Raw genomic sequence first — 17,563 nt, 5'->3', positions numbered from 1 at the left:
TTTTCAAATGAGTAGGATGTTCTTTATAAAAATATGGATCAATCTTTGCTAGTATAATACGCATTTAAATCATAATAATATTTATTCAATGAAGAGGTAGACACTTCAAACCATTCAGCAATCTCTTTCACAGTTATCGTAAGAGGTTCAAATAAGGCATTTTCTTGGCCAAATCGAATTGCTCCAGCTGCAATCGCCACTTCTTTACGTGCGTTCGGCTGCTGTTCTACTAAATAATCTTCTATTATTTCTATTAATTGCTCAGATTCACGTTCATTTTCCTCTAAAAACTCTATTGCTTTTTGGAGTACACCCGCTTCAAAGTTTGTAAATTCTCCTCCGTCGTAGCCATCCTCACCAAGTAGCTTCCAAAATGCAATTCCATTTTCTTTTAAAAATGAGGGAACAGATTGTTCTTCTTGTGATTCAAATTGCTTCACAAATCTCCCGAATGCTTTTGTATAATCGGTTGGGAAGAAAATCAAGCTTGAAATCGCCAAATAGTGATTATCTTTGGATGAGCCATCCGGTAAAATGAAGCAATACACATGGACGCCTACTGGAACAGGCTTTTCACTTTCACGTCGTAAACGTATCGTTTCGTCTTCTAATATATTTTTAATGGACATATATGTATCATCTACAGCTACTACTTCTCCAATGAAAATACGTGGATCAGACCATGTTTCTAACACTTTCACTACAGATGGACGGATAATTTTCTTTTGTTGTTTCTTCATATAATTCGTCCAAATGTCCGGTTTGTGATGGAAAAAGAATTCATCCATGACAATCGCTTCAATCATTTCCTCGACTAAATATTCCTTAAGTGGCTCACTCCATTTTTTCACCAAGCTCAAGAATTCATTTAGGTCACGTTTTTCAGGATACTCTTCATAAAACGCTTGCAAAATTCTTTCAAGCTCTTCCGATTGCACTTCTTCTATTGAAAATGTCGCTTTCGATTCACAACATTTTTTATATTTTTTCCCACTGCCACAGAGGCATGGATCATTACGTCCAATCACATAAACACGTCCTTTAACTAATTAAGAATACATTTAAGTGTAACATGACTATACAAAAATAATAAGTGTACATTTTAGTTTGCCAGTTTGGTGTATTCATCTACAACGTGTGTATTTACGGTACTATAAATGTAGAAATAAAGAACCTTATTGAATTCGCTACGACGCTAGGGCTTCGACTGCCCCTTGTAAAGCTCCTTCGCTCAGTTTATATTGGTATGGATTTATAACTCTTCCCTAATCAGAATCAGTTTTGAAGATAATTATTAGAACAATGGATACTCATCTATACTACGACACACGTCCTTTAAAATAATCAAAAAAACGACTGTCAGGGCTTTTGCCCGTTAAGTCGTCTGTCCTCTTTTTGCAGTGAAAGAACTCGCTTCTCTCCACTTGTCATTCTCCTAGGCTTTATTTGTCTTCGATGCTCCTCAATAATCGCCTGTAAATTCACAACATCTATCATGCAATATTCCCTCCGTTTCATACTCACTCAATAGCGTATGAACTACAAGCGGAATGGATACACTTTATTAACATGTTGTATTTTTCTGAAAATACAGCCACGAAAGATATTATTCCCATCTTTTACCGTGTCAGATAAATTATCTAACGCAAAGTAATCTTTAAAATACACATACTCTCGTTAAGAATTCCTTGTATTAAGAATAATCAAAATTAGTTTCCCAGGAAATAATCTTCTAACATTTTGAAAGCATCCTATTTCCCGAAGAACAAAATTAATTAATAAATAAATTTTTACAATTAATATATATTACAAAAATATTAATTCTCCATTTTTATTTACACTACTTCAACCTATTTTCTATCCCATTTTTTTCACAGTCAACTAACACTGAATTTAAAAACTATTGACGAAAGATTAAACTTTAGTTTACACTTTTCATGAAGCTCCTTTTAATAGTATAGGTAACTGATTTAGTCGTCGTTTCCTTACTACTAATTAGGGGCATTTTTTCGCAAGTAATTAATAATATTTTAAAGTAGTTCCACTTTTTTTCTACTGCAACTCTAGTGAATGCCTACTAAATATTTTATCTGCATATACCTATATCAACCGAGCGTAGGCCCCTTACAAAGGGTAGCCGAAGCCTTAAGACTGGCCGCGAAGCTGCTTGGCTTAAGGCGAGAGGCATCCCCTAGCGCCGAAGCGAATTCAATGGGATTCTTTATTTTAATTTATGAAGAATAAATTCTATTGACTAAGAAATGTTATACTTTATAATAAGATTTGTTTTACATGAAAGGCGTGATGGTAGGGTTGGAAAATAAGCTGAAGCTTTATGGCTTTAACAACCTCACAAAGACTCTTAGCTTCAACATCTATGATGTTTGCTATGCGAAAAGTGAGCGGGAGCAAAGTGAATATATTGCTTATATTGATGAGCAATATAATTCCGATAGATTAACCAGTATCCTGTACGAAGTGACAGATATTATCGGGGCACATGTCTTGAATGTCAGTAAACAGGATTATGATCCACAAGGTGCAAGTGTGACCATTCTTATTTCGGAGGAAGCCTTTCCTATCGCATTGATTGATGAATCGTGTAATAAAGGTGAACGTACCATTTTGGGAACTCGTAAAACAGTCGTTGGTCACCTGGATAAAAGTCACGTTACCGTTCACACATATCCGGAATATCATCCCGATAATTCTATCGCTACTTTTCGAGTCGATATTGATGTTTCAACGTGCGGCACAATTTCCCCGTTGAATGCACTTGATTATCTGATCGGGAGTTTCGACTCAGACATTATTACAACTGATTACCGAGTGCGTGGATTTACACGCAATATGGAAGGCGAAAAATTGTATATAGATCATTCTATAGAGTCCATTCGGGATTATATTGACAGCAATACATTGCTGAAATACCATTGGAAAGATATAAATGTACACCAATCCAATATCTTTCATACAAAGCTACTTATCAAAGACATAAACCTGCAGGACTATTTGTTCAATACAGATGTCTCGGAGCTACCTCTTAATGAAAGGCTCGAAATCACAACCATGCTACGAAAAGAGATGACTGAAATTTTTAATGGTTCTAATATAGATGAATGAGGGGTGATTACGTGACACATCTTTTGCAACATAAAGCCCCCATAATGGAGGCGCTGAATCAATACAAATCAATGCGCGTCGTCCCTTTTGACGTTCCAGGTCATAAACGTGGAAGAGGTAATCCTGAATTAGCTGCATTTTTAGGTGAACAATGCTTGAGTATGGATGTCAATTCCATGAAACCACTTGATAATCTCTGCCACCCTGTTTCGGTTATAAAAGAGGCAGAAGAATTAGCAGCTCAAGCATTTAATGCTAAGCACGCCTTTTTCATGGTGAATGGTACCACATCTGCAGTACAGGCAATGATCATGACGGCATGCAAAGCTGGGGATAAAATCATTATGCCACGCAATGTACATCGCAGTGCGATTAATGCCCTCATTTTAAGTGGTGCCGTTCCTATCTATGTTAATCCGGGCGTACACAGTGAACTTGGCATTCCTTTAGGAATGGCCGTAAAAGATGTAGAACAAGCTATCTTAGAAAACACAGATGCTAAAGCCATTCTCATCAACAATCCTACTTATTATGGGATTTGTTCAAACCTGCAAGCTCTTACCGATCTTGCACATCAACACGATATGCTCGTCCTTGTCGATGAGGCACATGGTACTCATTTTTACTTTGGTGATAATCTTCCCGCTTCTGCTATGTCAGTTGGTGCTGATATGGCATCCGTTAGTATGCACAAATCCGGCGGGTCATTGACACAAAGCTCTTTTTTGTTGATAAACAATGACGTAAGCGAAGGTTATACGAGGCAGATTATCAATTTGACACAAACGACAAGCGGATCTTATTTACTGCTCTCTTCCCTGGATATCTCGAGAAGAAGTTTAGCGCTTAACGGAAAAGAGATATTTCAAAAGGTTGCCGAAATGGCACACTATACAAGGACTGAAATCAATAAGATTGGCGGCTATTACGCCTATTCGAAAGAATTGATTAATGGAGATACGATTTTCGACTTTGATGTTACGAAACTTTCGGTGGATACCCGCGACATTGGCTTAGCCGGAATTGAAGTCTATGACATTCTTAGAGATGAGTATGATATTCAAATTGAATTTGGCGATATCGGTAATATTTTGGCTTATATTTCTGTCGGTGACAGGCATCTAGATTTGGAACGGTTAGTCGCAGCACTCGCTGAAATAAAACGCCGCTATTCTAAGAATAAAAACAGCGTTTTCATCCATGATTACATTCGTCCGCAAGTTGCTTTCACACCGCAAGAAGCCTTTTATGCGCCTAAGCAAAAGTTGCCCATTTCGGAGAGCGCAGGTTATATTTCCAGTGAATTCGTTATGTGTTACCCCCCAGGTATCCCGATTTTGGCGCCTGGTGAACGAATTACAGAGGAAATTTTGGATTTCATTCAATACTCCAAAGATAAAGGCTGTTTCTTAACAGGTACTGAAGACAGCGACATTGCAAATATTAATGTGTTGAAGGAGTTGGCGAAATGAATTTATGGTATACAGAAAATCATTCGCCTAATGTCCGTTTTTCATTGGAAGTGGAAGAGCACCTCTACACGGGTAAAAGTGATTTTCAAAAAATCGATATTTTACAAACGTCGGAGTTTGGCCGTGTTCTTACACTAGATGGACTCGTAATGTGTACTGAAAAAGATGAATTTATATATCACGAGATGATTACGCATGTAGCAATGGCAACCAATCCGACTATAAAAAAAGTACTAGTCATTGGGGCTGGTGATGGTGGAACAATCCGTGAATTGTCTGCTTACCCAACTATTGAACAAATCGACATGGTTGAAATTGATAAGATGGTTGTTGATGTCTGCAGAGAATATTTACCGCAGACAGCCTCGAAATTAGATGACCCGAGGGTTAATCTGTACTTTGAAGACGGGCTAAAATTTGTTCGTAAAATCGAAAATGATTATGATTTGATCATTGTGGACTCGACAGATCCATTCGGTCCAGGTGAAGGGCTATTCACAAAAGAATTCTACGGCAACTGTTATAAAGCGCTGAAAGAAGATGGAATTCTTGTGAATCAACATGAAAGTCCCTTTTACGCTGAGGATGCGCTTGGTATGAGGAAAGCACACCAAAAAATCGTGGGCTTCTTCCCTGTTTGTAAAGTTTATCAATTTCACATGCCAACTTATCCATCCGGTCATTGGTTGTTTGGTTTTGCGTCAAAGAAATTTGACCCTATTCAAGATTTGGATGCAACAGCATGGAATGACCTTGACCTGAAAACAAGGTATTACAATACAGACATTCATGTTGGTTCATTTGCACTTCCAAACTATGTAAAGGAGCAATTAAAAGATGTTGAATAGAAATGTTGAAACGTTTATTGGTTGTGACAATGAGTATGAAGAATCGAAAATCGTTATTTTTGGGGCTCCATTTGACTCTACAACTTCTTTTCGTCCTGGTACACGCTTCGCAAGTAAAGCAATGCGTGGTGAATCGTTTGGAATTGAGACGTATAGCCCTTATCAGGATAAAGACTTAGAGGATATCGCTGTATTTGACGGTGGCGATTTAGAATTAAGTTTTGGGAACACGACAAGAGCATTAGGACAAATTGAAGATTTCACAACTCAAATTTTGGATGACGGCAAGATTCCCTGCATGATTGGCGGGGAACATCTGGTGACACTCGGTGCAATGCGTGCTGTTGCCAAAAAACATCCTGACCTTCATGTCATTCAATTTGACGCACATGCAGATTTACGTGAGGACTATCTTGGGGAAACCCTTTCTCATGCCACCGTTATTCACAGAGTATGGGACTTACTCGGAGACGACAAGATCTTCCAATTCGGTATCCGCTCTGGAGACCGCAGTGAATTCCAATGGGGTAAAGACCATGTGTTTACGAACAAGTTTAACTTTAACGGATTAGAAGAAGTCGTTGAAAAGCTTAAAGGTAAACCAGTCTATTTAACCATCGATTTGGATGTATTGGACCCTTCTGTATTTCCTGGAACAGGTACACCTGAAGCCGGCGGAGTCAGCTTTATGGAATTACTGAATGCCATGTTAACAGTAAGCGGCCTCAATATTGTTGCTTGTGATGTAAACGAGCTATCTCCGATTTACGATCAAAGCGGTGTCTCGACAGCGGTAGCATGTAAAGTACTACGCGAATTGTTATTGGCAATTTGAATTCGGTGGCAGTAACTGGCACCGGGGTGTGGCGTTTGGATACATGTACAAACTGAGCGTAGGCGCCTTAAAAGGGATAGCCAACCGAACAACGAAGAGTTCGGTTTGTATAATTTCTGAGTACTTTGCAGAAATTATACAGTTAATGTCCAGAGGTTATTTCCTTTAGGTTCAAGGATATCTCGACTAATCTTGGCGGGAGGCATCCCCTAGCGCCGCAGCAGATTTGAAGGAATTCTTTACTTCAACTTTTCAATCTAAAAAAAACTATATTATAGGCGGGTGTTCATTATGGGAAAAGCGTTAATTATTGGTGCTGGTGGAGTTGCAGGAGTAGTTGTTCATAAATGTTGTCAGGTTCCTGACGTATTCGAAGAAATCTGTATCGCAAGTCGTACAGTATCTAAATGTGATGCGTTAAAAGAAAAACTGGATGGCGGCCGTACTAAAATTCAAACGGCGCAAGTAGATGCTGATAATGTGGAAGAACTGGTTGAACTTATTAATAAATTCCAACCAGATATCGTCATTAACGTTGCATTGCCATATCAGGATTTAACGATCATGGATGCATGTCTTGCTACTGGCGTTGACTATGTCGATACTGCAAACTACGAACCTCTTGACGAAGCTAAGTTTGAATACAGCTGGCAATGGGCTTACAGAGAACGTTTTGAAAAAGCTGGCATCACTGCACTACTTGGAAGTGGCTTCGATCCGGGCGTTACAGGTGTCTTCTCTGCGCATGCACTAAAACATCATTTCGATGAAATTCATACGATTGACATTGTGGACGCAAACGCTGGTGATCACGGCTATCCGTTCGCTACTAACTTTAATCCTGAAATTAACATCCGTGAAATCACAGCTAATGGAAGCTATTTTGAAAATGGTGAGTTCATCGAAACTGAACCATTATCAATTAAACGTGTCTATAATCTTCCTGAAATCGGTCCAAAAGATGTTTACTTATTACATCACGAGGAACTGGAATCCCTTGCACTCAATATTACAGGTATCAAAAAAATTCGTTTCTGGATGACGTTCTCAGAGAACTATTTGAACCACTTAAAAGTGCTTGAAAACGTTGGAATGACTTCTATTGAACCAATCCTTTTCGAAGGGAAAGAAATCGCTCCCCTTCAATTCTTAAAAGCTGTGCTACCGGATCCAGCTTCTCTTGGGCCAAGAACAATAGGAAAAACGAATATCGGCTGTATTTTCCAAGGTATCAAAGACGGCGAAGAGAAAACGTATTATGTTTACAATATTTGTGACCATCAAGAATGTTACAAAGAAGTAGGTTCACAAGCAATTTCGTATACAACAGGTGTCCCTGCAATGATCGGTGCGATGCTGGTAATGACGGGTAAATGGAAGAATCCTGGCGTACACAATATCGAAGAGTTCAATCCTGATCCATTCATGGAAGCACTCAACAAATATGGTCTACCATGGCAGGAAAGCTTCAATCCTGAATTGATTGACTGAGGAGGGCTTGAAATTGAATATTGATTTAAATGCACTCCCCTCCCCCTGCTATGTAGTGGACGAAGGATTGCTTATTAAAAACTTGGAAAAAATGAAGTCTGTTATTGACCAGACGGGCTGTAAGATTCTACTTGCTCAAAAAGGATTTTCGATGTTCTCAGTTTATCCGTTAATCGGAGAATACTTGAACGGGGTAACATCTAGTTCCGTACACGAAGCAAGACTAGGCTTCGAAGAAATGGGCAAGGAAGTACACACCTACGCCCCTGCCTTTTCGGAAACAGAGATTGATGAGATTCTTTCTTATTCAGATCACATCGTCTTTAATTCGTTTCAACAATATAATCAATTCAAAGAAAAAATTAAAAACCATCCAAAACAAATAGAAATTGGACTTCGCATTAATCCTGAATACTCTGAAATCGAAGTCGATATGTACAATCCTTGTTTTTCGCATTCAAGGTTTGGCGTTACGCTTGAGAATTTTGAAGCGGACCAACTTGAAGGCATCGATGGCTTACACTTCCATACGATGTGCGAACAAAACTCTGATACGCTGGAGCGCACCGTGCAAGTTGTCGATGAAAAGTTTGGGGAATACATTAAAAATATGAAGTGGATCAACTTCGGCGGTGGGCATCATATCACAAGACCCGATTATGATATCGAAACACTTATCCGTTCGATACTGTTTATGAAGAATAAATACGGTGTACAAGTGTATTTAGAGCCTGGTGAAGCTGTTGCATTGAATACTGGCTATCTTGTTGCGACTGTTTTGGACACCCTCCACAACGGTATGCCAATTGCTATTTTAGATACTTCAGCAGCATGTCATATGCCTGATGTACTGGAGATGCCCTATCGCCCTGAAATCATTGGTGCAGGAATGCCAAACGAAAAGGCTTACACCTATCGATTCGGTGGACCTACTTGCCTAGCTGGAGACGTCATTGGCGATTATTCTTTTGATGAGCCATTAAAGCCTGGTGATAAGCTTGTCTTTTGTGATATGGGCCACTACTCGATGGTGAAAAACAATACATTTAATGGTGTTAACTTACCTTCTATCGCCTTAAATACCGTTAGTGATGGTATTCAAGTGATTAAACAGTTTGGGTATGACGATTTTAGAAACCGTCTATCTTAACCAAAATGAAAAACCTGTGCAAAAATACTATTTTTGCACAGGTTTTCTTTATTAATTGAGTACTTTAAGTTTCACTTTTTTGACTCCCCACTCCATTGCATTATTATAAGATGGAATGAAAACATCGATTTTATTCCCTTTAATGGCTCCTCCTGTATCTCCAGCTATCGCTTCTCCATAGCCTTCCACCCAAACCTTTGTACCTAGCGGAATAAGTTTTGGATCTACTGCAATTACTTTCTGATTTGGATTAGAACGTAAGTCAATGCCGTAAGCGGTAGTTCCTGAACAGCCCGTACAGTAGGCTGTATAGGCTGTCGCTGTAACCAGCATCTCTTTTCCATCACTTGCAGGTGGTGGCGTTGGCACGATTGCAGCCGCAATTGTATCTTTCGTTCCCGCATCTGCTACATGCCCACTGACGATTAATACATCACCAGGGTGGATCACCTCGCCTGTTAGGCCGTTCCAACTCGTGAGAGAATCTATAGTAATGTTATGATTAAGTGCAATTCGATACAAATTATCGCCTGCGTTTACTGTATAGCTTTTCGGCTTCGGAGTTGATTCCACTGGTGCGACTAATTCCTGATCTACTACTTCTTGATCAGGTACCTTACTTTCTTCTGCTTCTCCCAAAATCATGTCAACTGCATTTGAAAGGGTTTGTAAATATGTCAGTTCATCATCACTCAGTTGGGCATCTGAGAGTATCGCCGCATCTGTTACTGAATAAGTGGAAAACGCAAAAATTAGAGCTAACAAAAATATTTTCATTTTCAACAAAAGTCTCCTCCTTCATTTCAAATACGATTGCTTATCCTAAACAGCAATCGATAATTTGTTTCCACAAGTATTGCCCCGAATCTTTGAAAAACAAACATTCTAATTAAATAAAAAGAAACCCTTCTCCAAAACAACTAAAATTTGTTTTGAGAATAGGGTATTATTAGCGATTTAGCGATGAAATCTTATTACATAATGTGTAAGTTATCGAATTAAATCCACGAAAATAAAAACAACAATCAGCCATTCATTTGAATGACTAATTGTTGTTTTCACTGTAGGCAATTGTAATAGATCATTTATGTCTCCAATTAGTTAAGATAATAATCCAACCATCTGCAATCCGTAAGCAATACCATCTTCGCCCACATCTTTCGTAACATATCTTGCTGCTTTTTTCACTTCCTCAGGTGCATTCCCCATCGCAACACTATGTCCAGCATACTGAAGCATTTCAATATCATTTAAATTATCACCAAAAGCATAGACTTGATCTTTCGAGAATCCTTTCTTCTCAATGAACTTTTCAATTCCCTTCGCTTTAGAGCCGCCAAGAGGTAGAACATCCATCGAATATTCATGCCAACGGATAAAGTTCAATTTTCGCAAATTGTCTCGATATAATGTTTCTTCATGTTCTTTGCAATACAGGAGTGTTTGATAAATTTCAGTATCGTTGTAGTAACTAGCGTCCATTTCTATTTGAGTAGTATCAATATTAAGGGAGGTAAGAGATTCTTCTATATCAGAATGATAGTCAAAAGTGGATCTCATAAATTCTGCACCCATATAAACAAGTGGATGATTTTGCGTTGTGGAAAAACCCGATAAATGCGCTAATAATTCTCTATCAATAGGGTTTTTATAAATGACTTCATTTTCAATTTCAACATACTGACCATTAAAACAAATGAAAGAATCAATCTCCAATTCTTTCCTCAAATCTTCGATAAAGTAAGGAGCACGCCCCGTCGCAAAGGCAACTTCATGTCCTGCTTCTTTTAAAGATTTAACAGCTTCCTTCGCAGAAGCAGGTAATTTCTTATCGTGGTCTAAAAGAGTTCCGTCAATATCAAACATAATCATTTTTTTAGTCATTTTATTTCCCCCATTACAGAATGAATTCATATTTGGTTCAATTTTAAAAGTGTGATTCTTATTTCATACTAATTCGAGGCTAATTGCGGGGTAATTCTAACATACATCAACAAATAAGATTCTTTAGAATGGCGTCGTAGGAATAACAGTGGTGTTGGTGTTTGACACAAGAATACAGCAAAACAATAAATAAAGACAACACCCCTGAACGATTAATCAAGTTCTGGGATGCTGTTTTATGATAACTGTTTTGAATTACAAATTGCTGCGGGCCATAACTGCTTGAACTACATCCTCAGCTGTTGACATCTGCAAGGCTTCATTCGCAAGTTCTACCATATCGCTTTTGTTCAATTTTAGAATTTGAGTACGGGCCTTTAAAATGGATGTGGCACTCATCGAGAATTCATCAAGGCCTAGTCCCAATAGTAAAGGAATAGCGATTTCATCCCCTGCCATTTCCCCACACATCCCAGTCCATTTTCCTTCCTTATGTGAGGCGTCAATAACCATCTTGACCAACCGTAGAATTGCTGGATTATAAGGTTGATATAAATAGGCAACGCGTTCATTCATACGATCAGCAGCCATCGTATATTGGATTAAATCGTTGGTTCCAATACTAAAGAAATCAACTTCCTTCGCGAACTGATCTGCCAGTATTGCAGTGGAAGGGATTTCTACCATGATGCCAACCTCAATAGTAGTGGCAACATTTATATTGTTATTTAGGAGTTCTTGTTTCTCTTCCTCCAAAATTGCTTTAGCCTGGCGGAACTCATCAAGAGTTGCAATCATCGGGAACATGATTTTCAAATTCCCATATGAACTGGCTCTTAAAAGAGCTCTTAATTGCGTTCTGAAAATATCCTGCTCTTCCAAACATAAACGAATAGCGCGAAGTCCTAGGAATGGATTCATTTCTTTAGGGAGATTTAAATAAGGGAGTTCTTTATCCCCGCCAATATCAAGGGTCCGAACAACGACCGGTTTACCTGACATTCCCTGTAGAACCTTCTTATATGCCTCGTACTGCTCTTCTTCAGTTGGGAGTTGGTTTCTGCCCATATACAAAAACTCGGTTCTGTATAATCCGATCCCTTCTCCACCATTACTGATGACTCCCTCTAAGTCTTCCGGGGTGCCGATATTTGCAGCTAACTCAACATGATGACCATCAGCAGTAGTTGTTTTTTCATCTACTAGCTTTGTCCATTCAGCTTTTTGTTGCTCATACTTCAATTGTTCATTTTCGTATGTAGCAATGACATCCGGAGTAGGATTAATATGTACCTCTCCTTTAAACCCATCAACAATAATGATGTCACCGTCCTGAATAAGCTTAGTCGCCTCCTTCGTACCTACAACTGCGGGAATTTCCAATGTGCGCGCCATAATCGCAGAATGGGAAGTCTTCCCACCAATATTAGTTGTAAAACCTTTTACAAATTCACGATTTAACTGCGCCGTGTCTGAAGGTGTTAAATCTTCTGCGATAATAATTACTTTTTCAGAAATCATGCTCGGATTTACAATTTCAACATTTAGCAAATGGGACAGCAAACGTTTCGCAACATCACGAATGTCCGAAGCCCGTTCTCTCATATATTCATTATCCATTTGCTCGAACATTGTAATAAACATATCAGACGTTTCTTTGAGTGCGTGTTCAGCATTCACATGATCTGTTTTAATTTTATCTTCAATTGAAGTCAGAAGCTCCGGATCAAGTAAAACTAATATATGTGCATCGAAGATAGCTGCTTCATCTGCACCAAGTCCTTTTGCAGCGGTATCGCGAATTGACTCTAACTCACTTTTCGAAATAGAGACAGCTGACTGAAAACGTGAAAGTTCTTCCGGAATGTCTTCAACAGTTTTTTTACTGAAAGATAGATCTGGCTCAACAAAACGGTACGCTTTTGCTATCGCTATACCATTTGATGCAGAAATCCCATGAAGTAGGCTCATTAGTTAGTCAGTCCTCCGTTTTTCAACGCTTCTTCAAGTTCGTTAAGTGCATCCTGTTCATCGATTCCAGTGGCGCTAATTTTAAATTCTCCACCTAAACCAATACCTAAAGACATTACGCCAAGAATTGATTTTAAATTGACGTTTTTCTCATTGTAAACCAAGTTTATATCGGATTTGAATTTGGTTGCTGTACTTACTAATATTGAAGCGGGTCGCGCATGAATCCCCTGCTCATCCGTAACTATAAATTGTTTTTCAACCATTTAAATCATACTCCCTCATTAAAATAATACTTACTTACCAAGCTTATCATTTTGGGTCGGGATAGAAAAGGATCTAACCCAAAAAAACTCCTCTTTTACATCTTCATTACACATTTCTGATCCTTCATTTAATTGTAATCGATATGTTATCATCGGCCCTTACTCATATAAGGAACGGACATAACTCCTATACTGGCTTCTTCCCTTAGCAGACAGCTAAATTCTTCACTTACTTGATTCCGGCAAGGTAGCACTTTACTAACCAGGTCCCAAAATATGATTCTCACATATACTACTAGGTATATATCGAAAAAGGAGGCACTCAATTTTGTCTGACGATCAGTTTCCAGTCCCGCACAATCCCAATAACTCGGAACTCCCCTTTGGACAGCCACATTATCCAAAAAATCAAGAACAAGTTCAATTTACGAAACAAGGTGCAGCACCGACCAATCCACCGCCATCTACTATCCCAAAACAACAAACTGGACCACTTTCCATAGATCCAGGCGCGTTACGAGGTTGCTTATATCGCGATACTTACCTACGTCTCGTAAACCGAACATCATTTTGGTTTCATCCAACTTACATCGATTATTTTACAACCACGGGTTTTAAATGGGATGGCTATGCATGGCTTCCATGGAGAATAGACTTGGATAAAATCATATCTTTTCAGTGCACATAGTAATAATTCAATAAATAAAAAGGACCAGTTTCTACTAAACACGACATTGTAATCATTCGTGTTTAATTGAGAAATTGGCCTTATTTATTATGTCGTTACATTGACTTACATACTGATTCCAGGCGCTATGAAACTAGATTCCTTAACTATTTAAAATCTGTACCAAACGCAAAAACCCAATATTAATGAAACACAATCGTTTTGTTACCTTCGACAATAATTCGATTTTCGAGGTGCCACTTTACAGCTTTTGCAAGAACACGTCGCTCAATACGGCTTCCAATTTTTTTCAAATCTATTACGTCATCACGATGATCTACCCGCTCGATATCCTGTTCAATTATTGGACCTTCGTCAAGATCGTTTGTTACATAATGGGAAGTAGCCCCTATCAGTTTCACACCACGATCATATGCCCGTTCATATGGTCGGGCTCCAATAAACGCCGGCAAGAAAGAGTGATGAATGTTAATGATTCGATGTTGAAAATGATTTACAAAGTCAGGCGTAAGAATTTGCATATAGCGAGCAAGAATTAGTAAATCAACACTATATTCTTCCATTAGGCGAATCTGTTCTTCTTCTACTTTTTTCCGAATGTCCTTATTGGCAGGAATATAGTGAAAAGGAATTCCTAAAGATTCGACCATCTCCCGTGCGTCCTCATGGTTACTTACAACGACTACAATATCTGTGTCCAAGTCACCATTTTGCCATTCCCACAAAAGTTCAATCAAACAATGTGGCTCTTTTGAAACAAAGATAGCTGTCCGCTTCCGTTCACTTTCGTAAGCAAAGTGGTAATCCATAGAATGATTGGTAGCAATTTCCTCAAAATCACTTTCCATTTGCGCTGACTTTTCTTTCAAATTTTCACAGTAAAATTCCATTCGAATAAAAAAGTTTCCCTTTTCGGGATCATTCGAATACTGACTTGATTCAATGATATTCGAATCATGATTAAGTAAAAATGTCGACAACATCGATACAATTCCAGGTTTATCCGGACATTTTACTAACAGTCGCCCCCGATTTTCACTTTGATTTCCCTGTTGTTTCAATTTCATTTCAACTTCTGTTTTAATAGACATTTACGAACAGCTCCTAATGATAATCATGCTATATGTGTTGAAATAAAGAACTCCATTGAACTAACTATATCGCTAAGGATACTTCCCGCCCTATGCTAACTTGCTTCGCTGCAGCATTAGGACTTCGGCTACACCTTGTAAGGTGCCCTCATTAAGTTTATATAGGGTATTCATTTATTCAACTACTATAGTTAATATTATTGGTCATACTACGCGCTTGAGCAATGTTTTCAATTGTACCCCATTTTTTAAAATCATGATAGTTTTCTTAATAGATGCTTTTAAAAGAAAAAAGTATTAATCCTCTGTTTTTGCTCATCATAATAAAAAGGAGGTGTGATACTATGGCTCAAGAAATTCTTTGCGAAGTGAGTAACTGTAAATTCTGGGGTCCCGGAAACAAATGTAAAGCGAATTCTATCTACGTAGTCAGCCAAAAAGGAAAAAAAGCAACAAGTAGTGAAGAAACGGATTGTAAAACATTCGTGCCAAGAGATTGAATGACGACGTATTCGATTATTTATAATTTAGTTCAAGCTTAGTATCATGCACTGTGGAAAGCGCCAGATTCTAAAGCAATTCTGACTGTTTTGGAATCTGGTGTCTTTCATTTTCTTGAATAATTAACAATTTATAACGTGTTTATTTACATAAATCGGATCACTCGCAATGGCGACATTAATGGCAACAACTGGTTCAGCATATAACATACTTGCAACTGAACCCGTCTCTCCCAATGAAAGTTCCGTAGCCCATGTAACATAAGCAGCTGCCTCCGGAAAACCTCCAAATAAATAGTCGACAAATTAGCTTCATTTGTAGCACCCTGAATGCCTTGTAAGAGACCTGGGAAGTAAATGAAGAATGGCAGTTCCCCCCCAAGTGAAGTATGTGGTTATTTCATTGGAACGATAACATCTCAATAGTGATTTTTGGAAAACGAAGAAAAAAGATGTTACAATAGATGCGCTCAAAATGAAAATAACTCCTTTTGAAATAGTGAAAGATGTTCCCTTAGATCCAGCTGTAATGAGAAAAATTTCGATAATCCCGACAAACATCCCCACCCAAGCGAGAGTACTTAACCGCTCTTTCAGAAATATGACAGCTATCAATGCTGTGTAAACAGGTGCAGAAGCAATGAAAATTTCTTCGGAACCTGAAGAAACTGTCACTTCTTCTATATGTAACTCCCCAGTGGTAGACACTAATCCCAATCTAACCAAGTACACCTATCTTCAGAATATCCTCTTTTTTTAGGTGACCGGAATTTAGTTCCAAGCCAGAGGGCATAAATTACGAAAACGCTAGATACTATTAAAACCGAGTAAGTATCAAATTGCCTGGTTATAGCCTCCTAGTAAACTAGCACGTATAGTAGCGAATCCTGATCCCATTCAATGACTGTAAACATCGCAAGTAAAAAGCTTTTTTATTCATAAATTAACCCTTTACTGAAAACAATTTTGGTTGTTTACATCTAGAAGCGTCACTTGTCCTTCAACGCAATGCTGTCGCTTTGACTAATGAATGATGCAAGAGTAACTATGCAATACACTGAATAGAATAATGATTTAAAGTCAAAATATAATGGGTCTCTTTTATATGTATGGAAACCTCGAACTTCAATTTTAGGTAAATATCTAAAACCTGCTCTATTTTTATTCCTCTTACTCATGTACATTCCGGTCACCATAACATATAATAGTATAAAATCCAATTAGAATAGTAGGTTTTAATGTGAAAACAATACCAAAACCTTTAGTAATGGCAAATCAATGGACGATTGTTTTGACTGTAATTATTGCACTTCTAACACAGTCAGCTTGGATATTACTCATTCCATTAATCGCAAATGTTTCAAGTTTATTGACGGGATTCCATCCGATTTTAGTACTTGTTAAGCATTTTTTAGCTAAACCGGCTAATCAATATATTCAAGAAGACTACGCGCAGTTACGATTTAACCAATGGTTGGCTGTCGGATTTTTATTCGTTGCATGTGTAAGCTTTTTATTGAATTGGACTATATTATTTAATATCGCTACGACGATGGTTGGCATAGCTGCACTCATCGCAATCCTAGGTTTTTGCATAGGTTGCTTTGTACGCTTCCAATACCAACAATGGAGTTATCGACGTAATTAAGTACTGTGTAACACAAAATGAAATCAGCCATTAACATGTATGGCTGATTTCATTTTATTTGTGTGTAATCGAGACGTATTACTGGTACTTTTTCGAACCTTCTACTACTTGCTATCTTATTCTAACCCTTTGCCCATCCCTTTCAGAAAATCTAGTCCAAATTTCACGGCACGGTTCGTATCAGGATCATTTAATGCAGTCATCAATTGAAAAATACTTACTTTTTGCCCATTACCGCTATAAAGCTCAGCTTCATTCAATCCACTTTTAACGCTCGCAGCAAGTTTCGCTGTAACATCAGGGTCAATAGATGAAATCACACTAGTTGCATGTAGCACATGGTTGATAATATTGGTTACTGGGTCACGTGATGCTTGGTCTACTGCAATTTTCGCGATATCAGCCTTTGCTTTCACCATCGCCTTCAGTGCATCGAAGACGCCTGCGTCATCCAACTCCCCAGTAATTTCAAGTATTTTATTGAGTGCCTGGTCTTGTTCGGCAATTAATGACTGTAGCTCACCCAGTTTATTCTGTTTGATTTCTTGTGGTGTCAGTTCGTTCCATTTAATAGAAGTAATTGGTGCCGCCATCGT

At 38.3% G+C, this 17,563-nt stretch carries 16 protein-coding genes; 9 read left to right on the top strand and 7 right to left on the bottom strand.

Translation table 11 applies throughout. The features are described 5' to 3' along the window. Positions 1-38 precede the first annotated feature (38 nt). Positions 39-1,028, bottom strand: a complete 990-nt coding sequence (locus MKY15_RS17805) for an SEC-C metal-binding domain-containing protein (RefSeq protein WP_342538138.1) — start codon at positions 1,026-1,028, stop codon at positions 39-41. A gap of 1,264 nt (positions 1,029-2,292) precedes the next feature. Between MKY15_RS17805 and speD the strand changes: the two genes are divergently transcribed. The 6 genes from speD to nspC all read left to right on the top strand — a co-directional run bounded on the left by speD (position 2,293) and on the right by nspC (position 8,919). Then, positions 2,293-3,123, top strand: a complete 831-nt coding sequence (gene speD / locus MKY15_RS17800) for an adenosylmethionine decarboxylase (protein ID WP_231885804.1) — start codon at positions 2,293-2,295, stop codon at positions 3,121-3,123. A 44-nt stretch (positions 3,124-3,167) separates the two neighbouring features. After that, positions 3,168-4,595, top strand: coding sequence for an aminotransferase class I/II-fold pyridoxal phosphate-dependent enzyme (locus MKY15_RS17795; protein WP_340742603.1), 1,428 nt, complete (start codon positions 3,168-3,170; stop codon positions 4,593-4,595). Then, positions 4,592-5,443, top strand: coding sequence for a polyamine aminopropyltransferase (gene speE / locus MKY15_RS17790; protein ID WP_187047685.1), 852 nt, complete (start codon positions 4,592-4,594; stop codon positions 5,441-5,443). The genes MKY15_RS17795 and speE overlap by 4 nt, the downstream gene beginning before the upstream one ends. After that, positions 5,433-6,278, top strand: a complete 846-nt coding sequence (speB, locus tag MKY15_RS17785) for an agmatinase (RefSeq protein WP_187047684.1) — start codon at positions 5,433-5,435, stop codon at positions 6,276-6,278. The genes speE and speB overlap by 11 nt, the downstream gene beginning before the upstream one ends. A 291-nt stretch (positions 6,279-6,569) precedes the next feature. Next, the gene (locus MKY15_RS17780; RefSeq protein WP_187047683.1) at positions 6,570-7,769 is read left to right on the top strand and encodes a saccharopine dehydrogenase family protein; all 1,200 of its coding nucleotides are present in this window, start codon (positions 6,570-6,572) and stop codon (positions 7,767-7,769) included. A gap of 13 nt (positions 7,770-7,782) precedes the next feature. Continuing rightward, on the top strand, positions 7,783-8,919 hold the full coding sequence (gene nspC, locus MKY15_RS17775) for a carboxynorspermidine decarboxylase (RefSeq protein WP_067208849.1): 1,137 nt from the start codon (positions 7,783-7,785) through the stop codon (positions 8,917-8,919). Between the two features lie 51 nt (positions 8,920-8,970). Here nspC and MKY15_RS17770 read toward each other — a convergent pair whose 3' ends face one another. From MKY15_RS17770 to MKY15_RS17755, 4 genes are all read right to left on the bottom strand, one after another. Then, positions 8,971-9,696 (bottom strand): 3D domain-containing protein, encoded by a 726-nt coding sequence (locus MKY15_RS17770; protein WP_187047869.1) that lies wholly within the window; start codon positions 9,694-9,696, stop codon positions 8,971-8,973. A gap of 324 nt (positions 9,697-10,020) precedes the next feature. Then, the gene (locus MKY15_RS17765; RefSeq protein ID WP_342538136.1) at positions 10,021-10,803 is read right to left on the bottom strand and encodes a Cof-type HAD-IIB family hydrolase; all 783 of its coding nucleotides are present in this window, start codon (positions 10,801-10,803) and stop codon (positions 10,021-10,023) included. A gap of 255 nt (positions 10,804-11,058) precedes the next feature. Next, complete coding sequence (gene ptsP / locus MKY15_RS17760) at positions 11,059-12,774, bottom strand: phosphoenolpyruvate--protein phosphotransferase (RefSeq protein WP_340742044.1); 1,716 nt, start codon at positions 12,772-12,774, stop codon at positions 11,059-11,061. Then, a complete protein-coding gene (locus tag MKY15_RS17755) occupies positions 12,774-13,040 on the bottom strand; it encodes a phosphocarrier protein HPr (protein WP_067208839.1) in 267 nt (88 codons plus the stop codon). Before MKY15_RS17755 ends, ptsP begins: the two co-directional genes overlap by 1 nt. Before the next feature lie 328 nt (positions 13,041-13,368). Between MKY15_RS17755 and MKY15_RS17750 the strand changes: the two genes are divergently transcribed. Further along, on the top strand, positions 13,369-13,728 hold the full coding sequence (locus MKY15_RS17750) for a collagen-like protein (protein WP_187047679.1): 360 nt from the start codon (positions 13,369-13,371) through the stop codon (positions 13,726-13,728). A 182-nt stretch (positions 13,729-13,910) separates the two neighbouring features. Here the strand turns inward: MKY15_RS17750 and purU are convergent, their stop codons facing one another. Beyond that, positions 13,911-14,819 carry a formyltetrahydrofolate deformylase gene (gene purU / locus MKY15_RS17745; protein WP_340764576.1) on the bottom strand — a complete coding sequence of 303 codons (909 nt, stop codon included), beginning with the start codon at positions 14,817-14,819 and terminating at the stop codon, positions 13,911-13,913. 344 nt (positions 14,820-15,163) lie between these two features. On the opposite strand from purU, the gene MKY15_RS17740 reads away from it, so the two are divergent. Together MKY15_RS17740 and MKY15_RS17735 are read left to right on the top strand one after the other, a co-directional pair. After that, the gene (locus MKY15_RS17740) at positions 15,164-15,319 is read left to right on the top strand and encodes a DUF1540 domain-containing protein (RefSeq protein WP_082786555.1); all 156 of its coding nucleotides are present in this window, start codon (positions 15,164-15,166) and stop codon (positions 15,317-15,319) included. Positions 15,320-16,559: 1,240 nt separating this feature from the next. Continuing rightward, a complete protein-coding gene (locus tag MKY15_RS17735; RefSeq protein ID WP_342538134.1) occupies positions 16,560-16,967 on the top strand; it encodes a DUF4395 domain-containing protein in 408 nt (135 codons plus the stop codon). A gap of 116 nt (positions 16,968-17,083) precedes the next feature. On the opposite strand, the gene MKY15_RS17730 is transcribed toward MKY15_RS17735, so the two are convergent. Further along, on the bottom strand, positions 17,084-17,560 hold the full coding sequence (locus MKY15_RS17730) for a DUF1641 domain-containing protein (protein WP_187047676.1): 477 nt from the start codon (positions 17,558-17,560) through the stop codon (positions 17,084-17,086). Positions 17,561-17,563: the final 3 nt, after the last annotated feature.

It is taken from the genome of Sporosarcina sp. FSL K6-1540 (genome assembly GCF_038620285.1).
Taxonomy (GTDB): Bacteria; Bacillota; Bacilli; order Bacillales_A; family Planococcaceae; genus Sporosarcina; species Sporosarcina psychrophila.
This window is presented reverse-complemented; position numbering and strand designations above follow the sequence as displayed.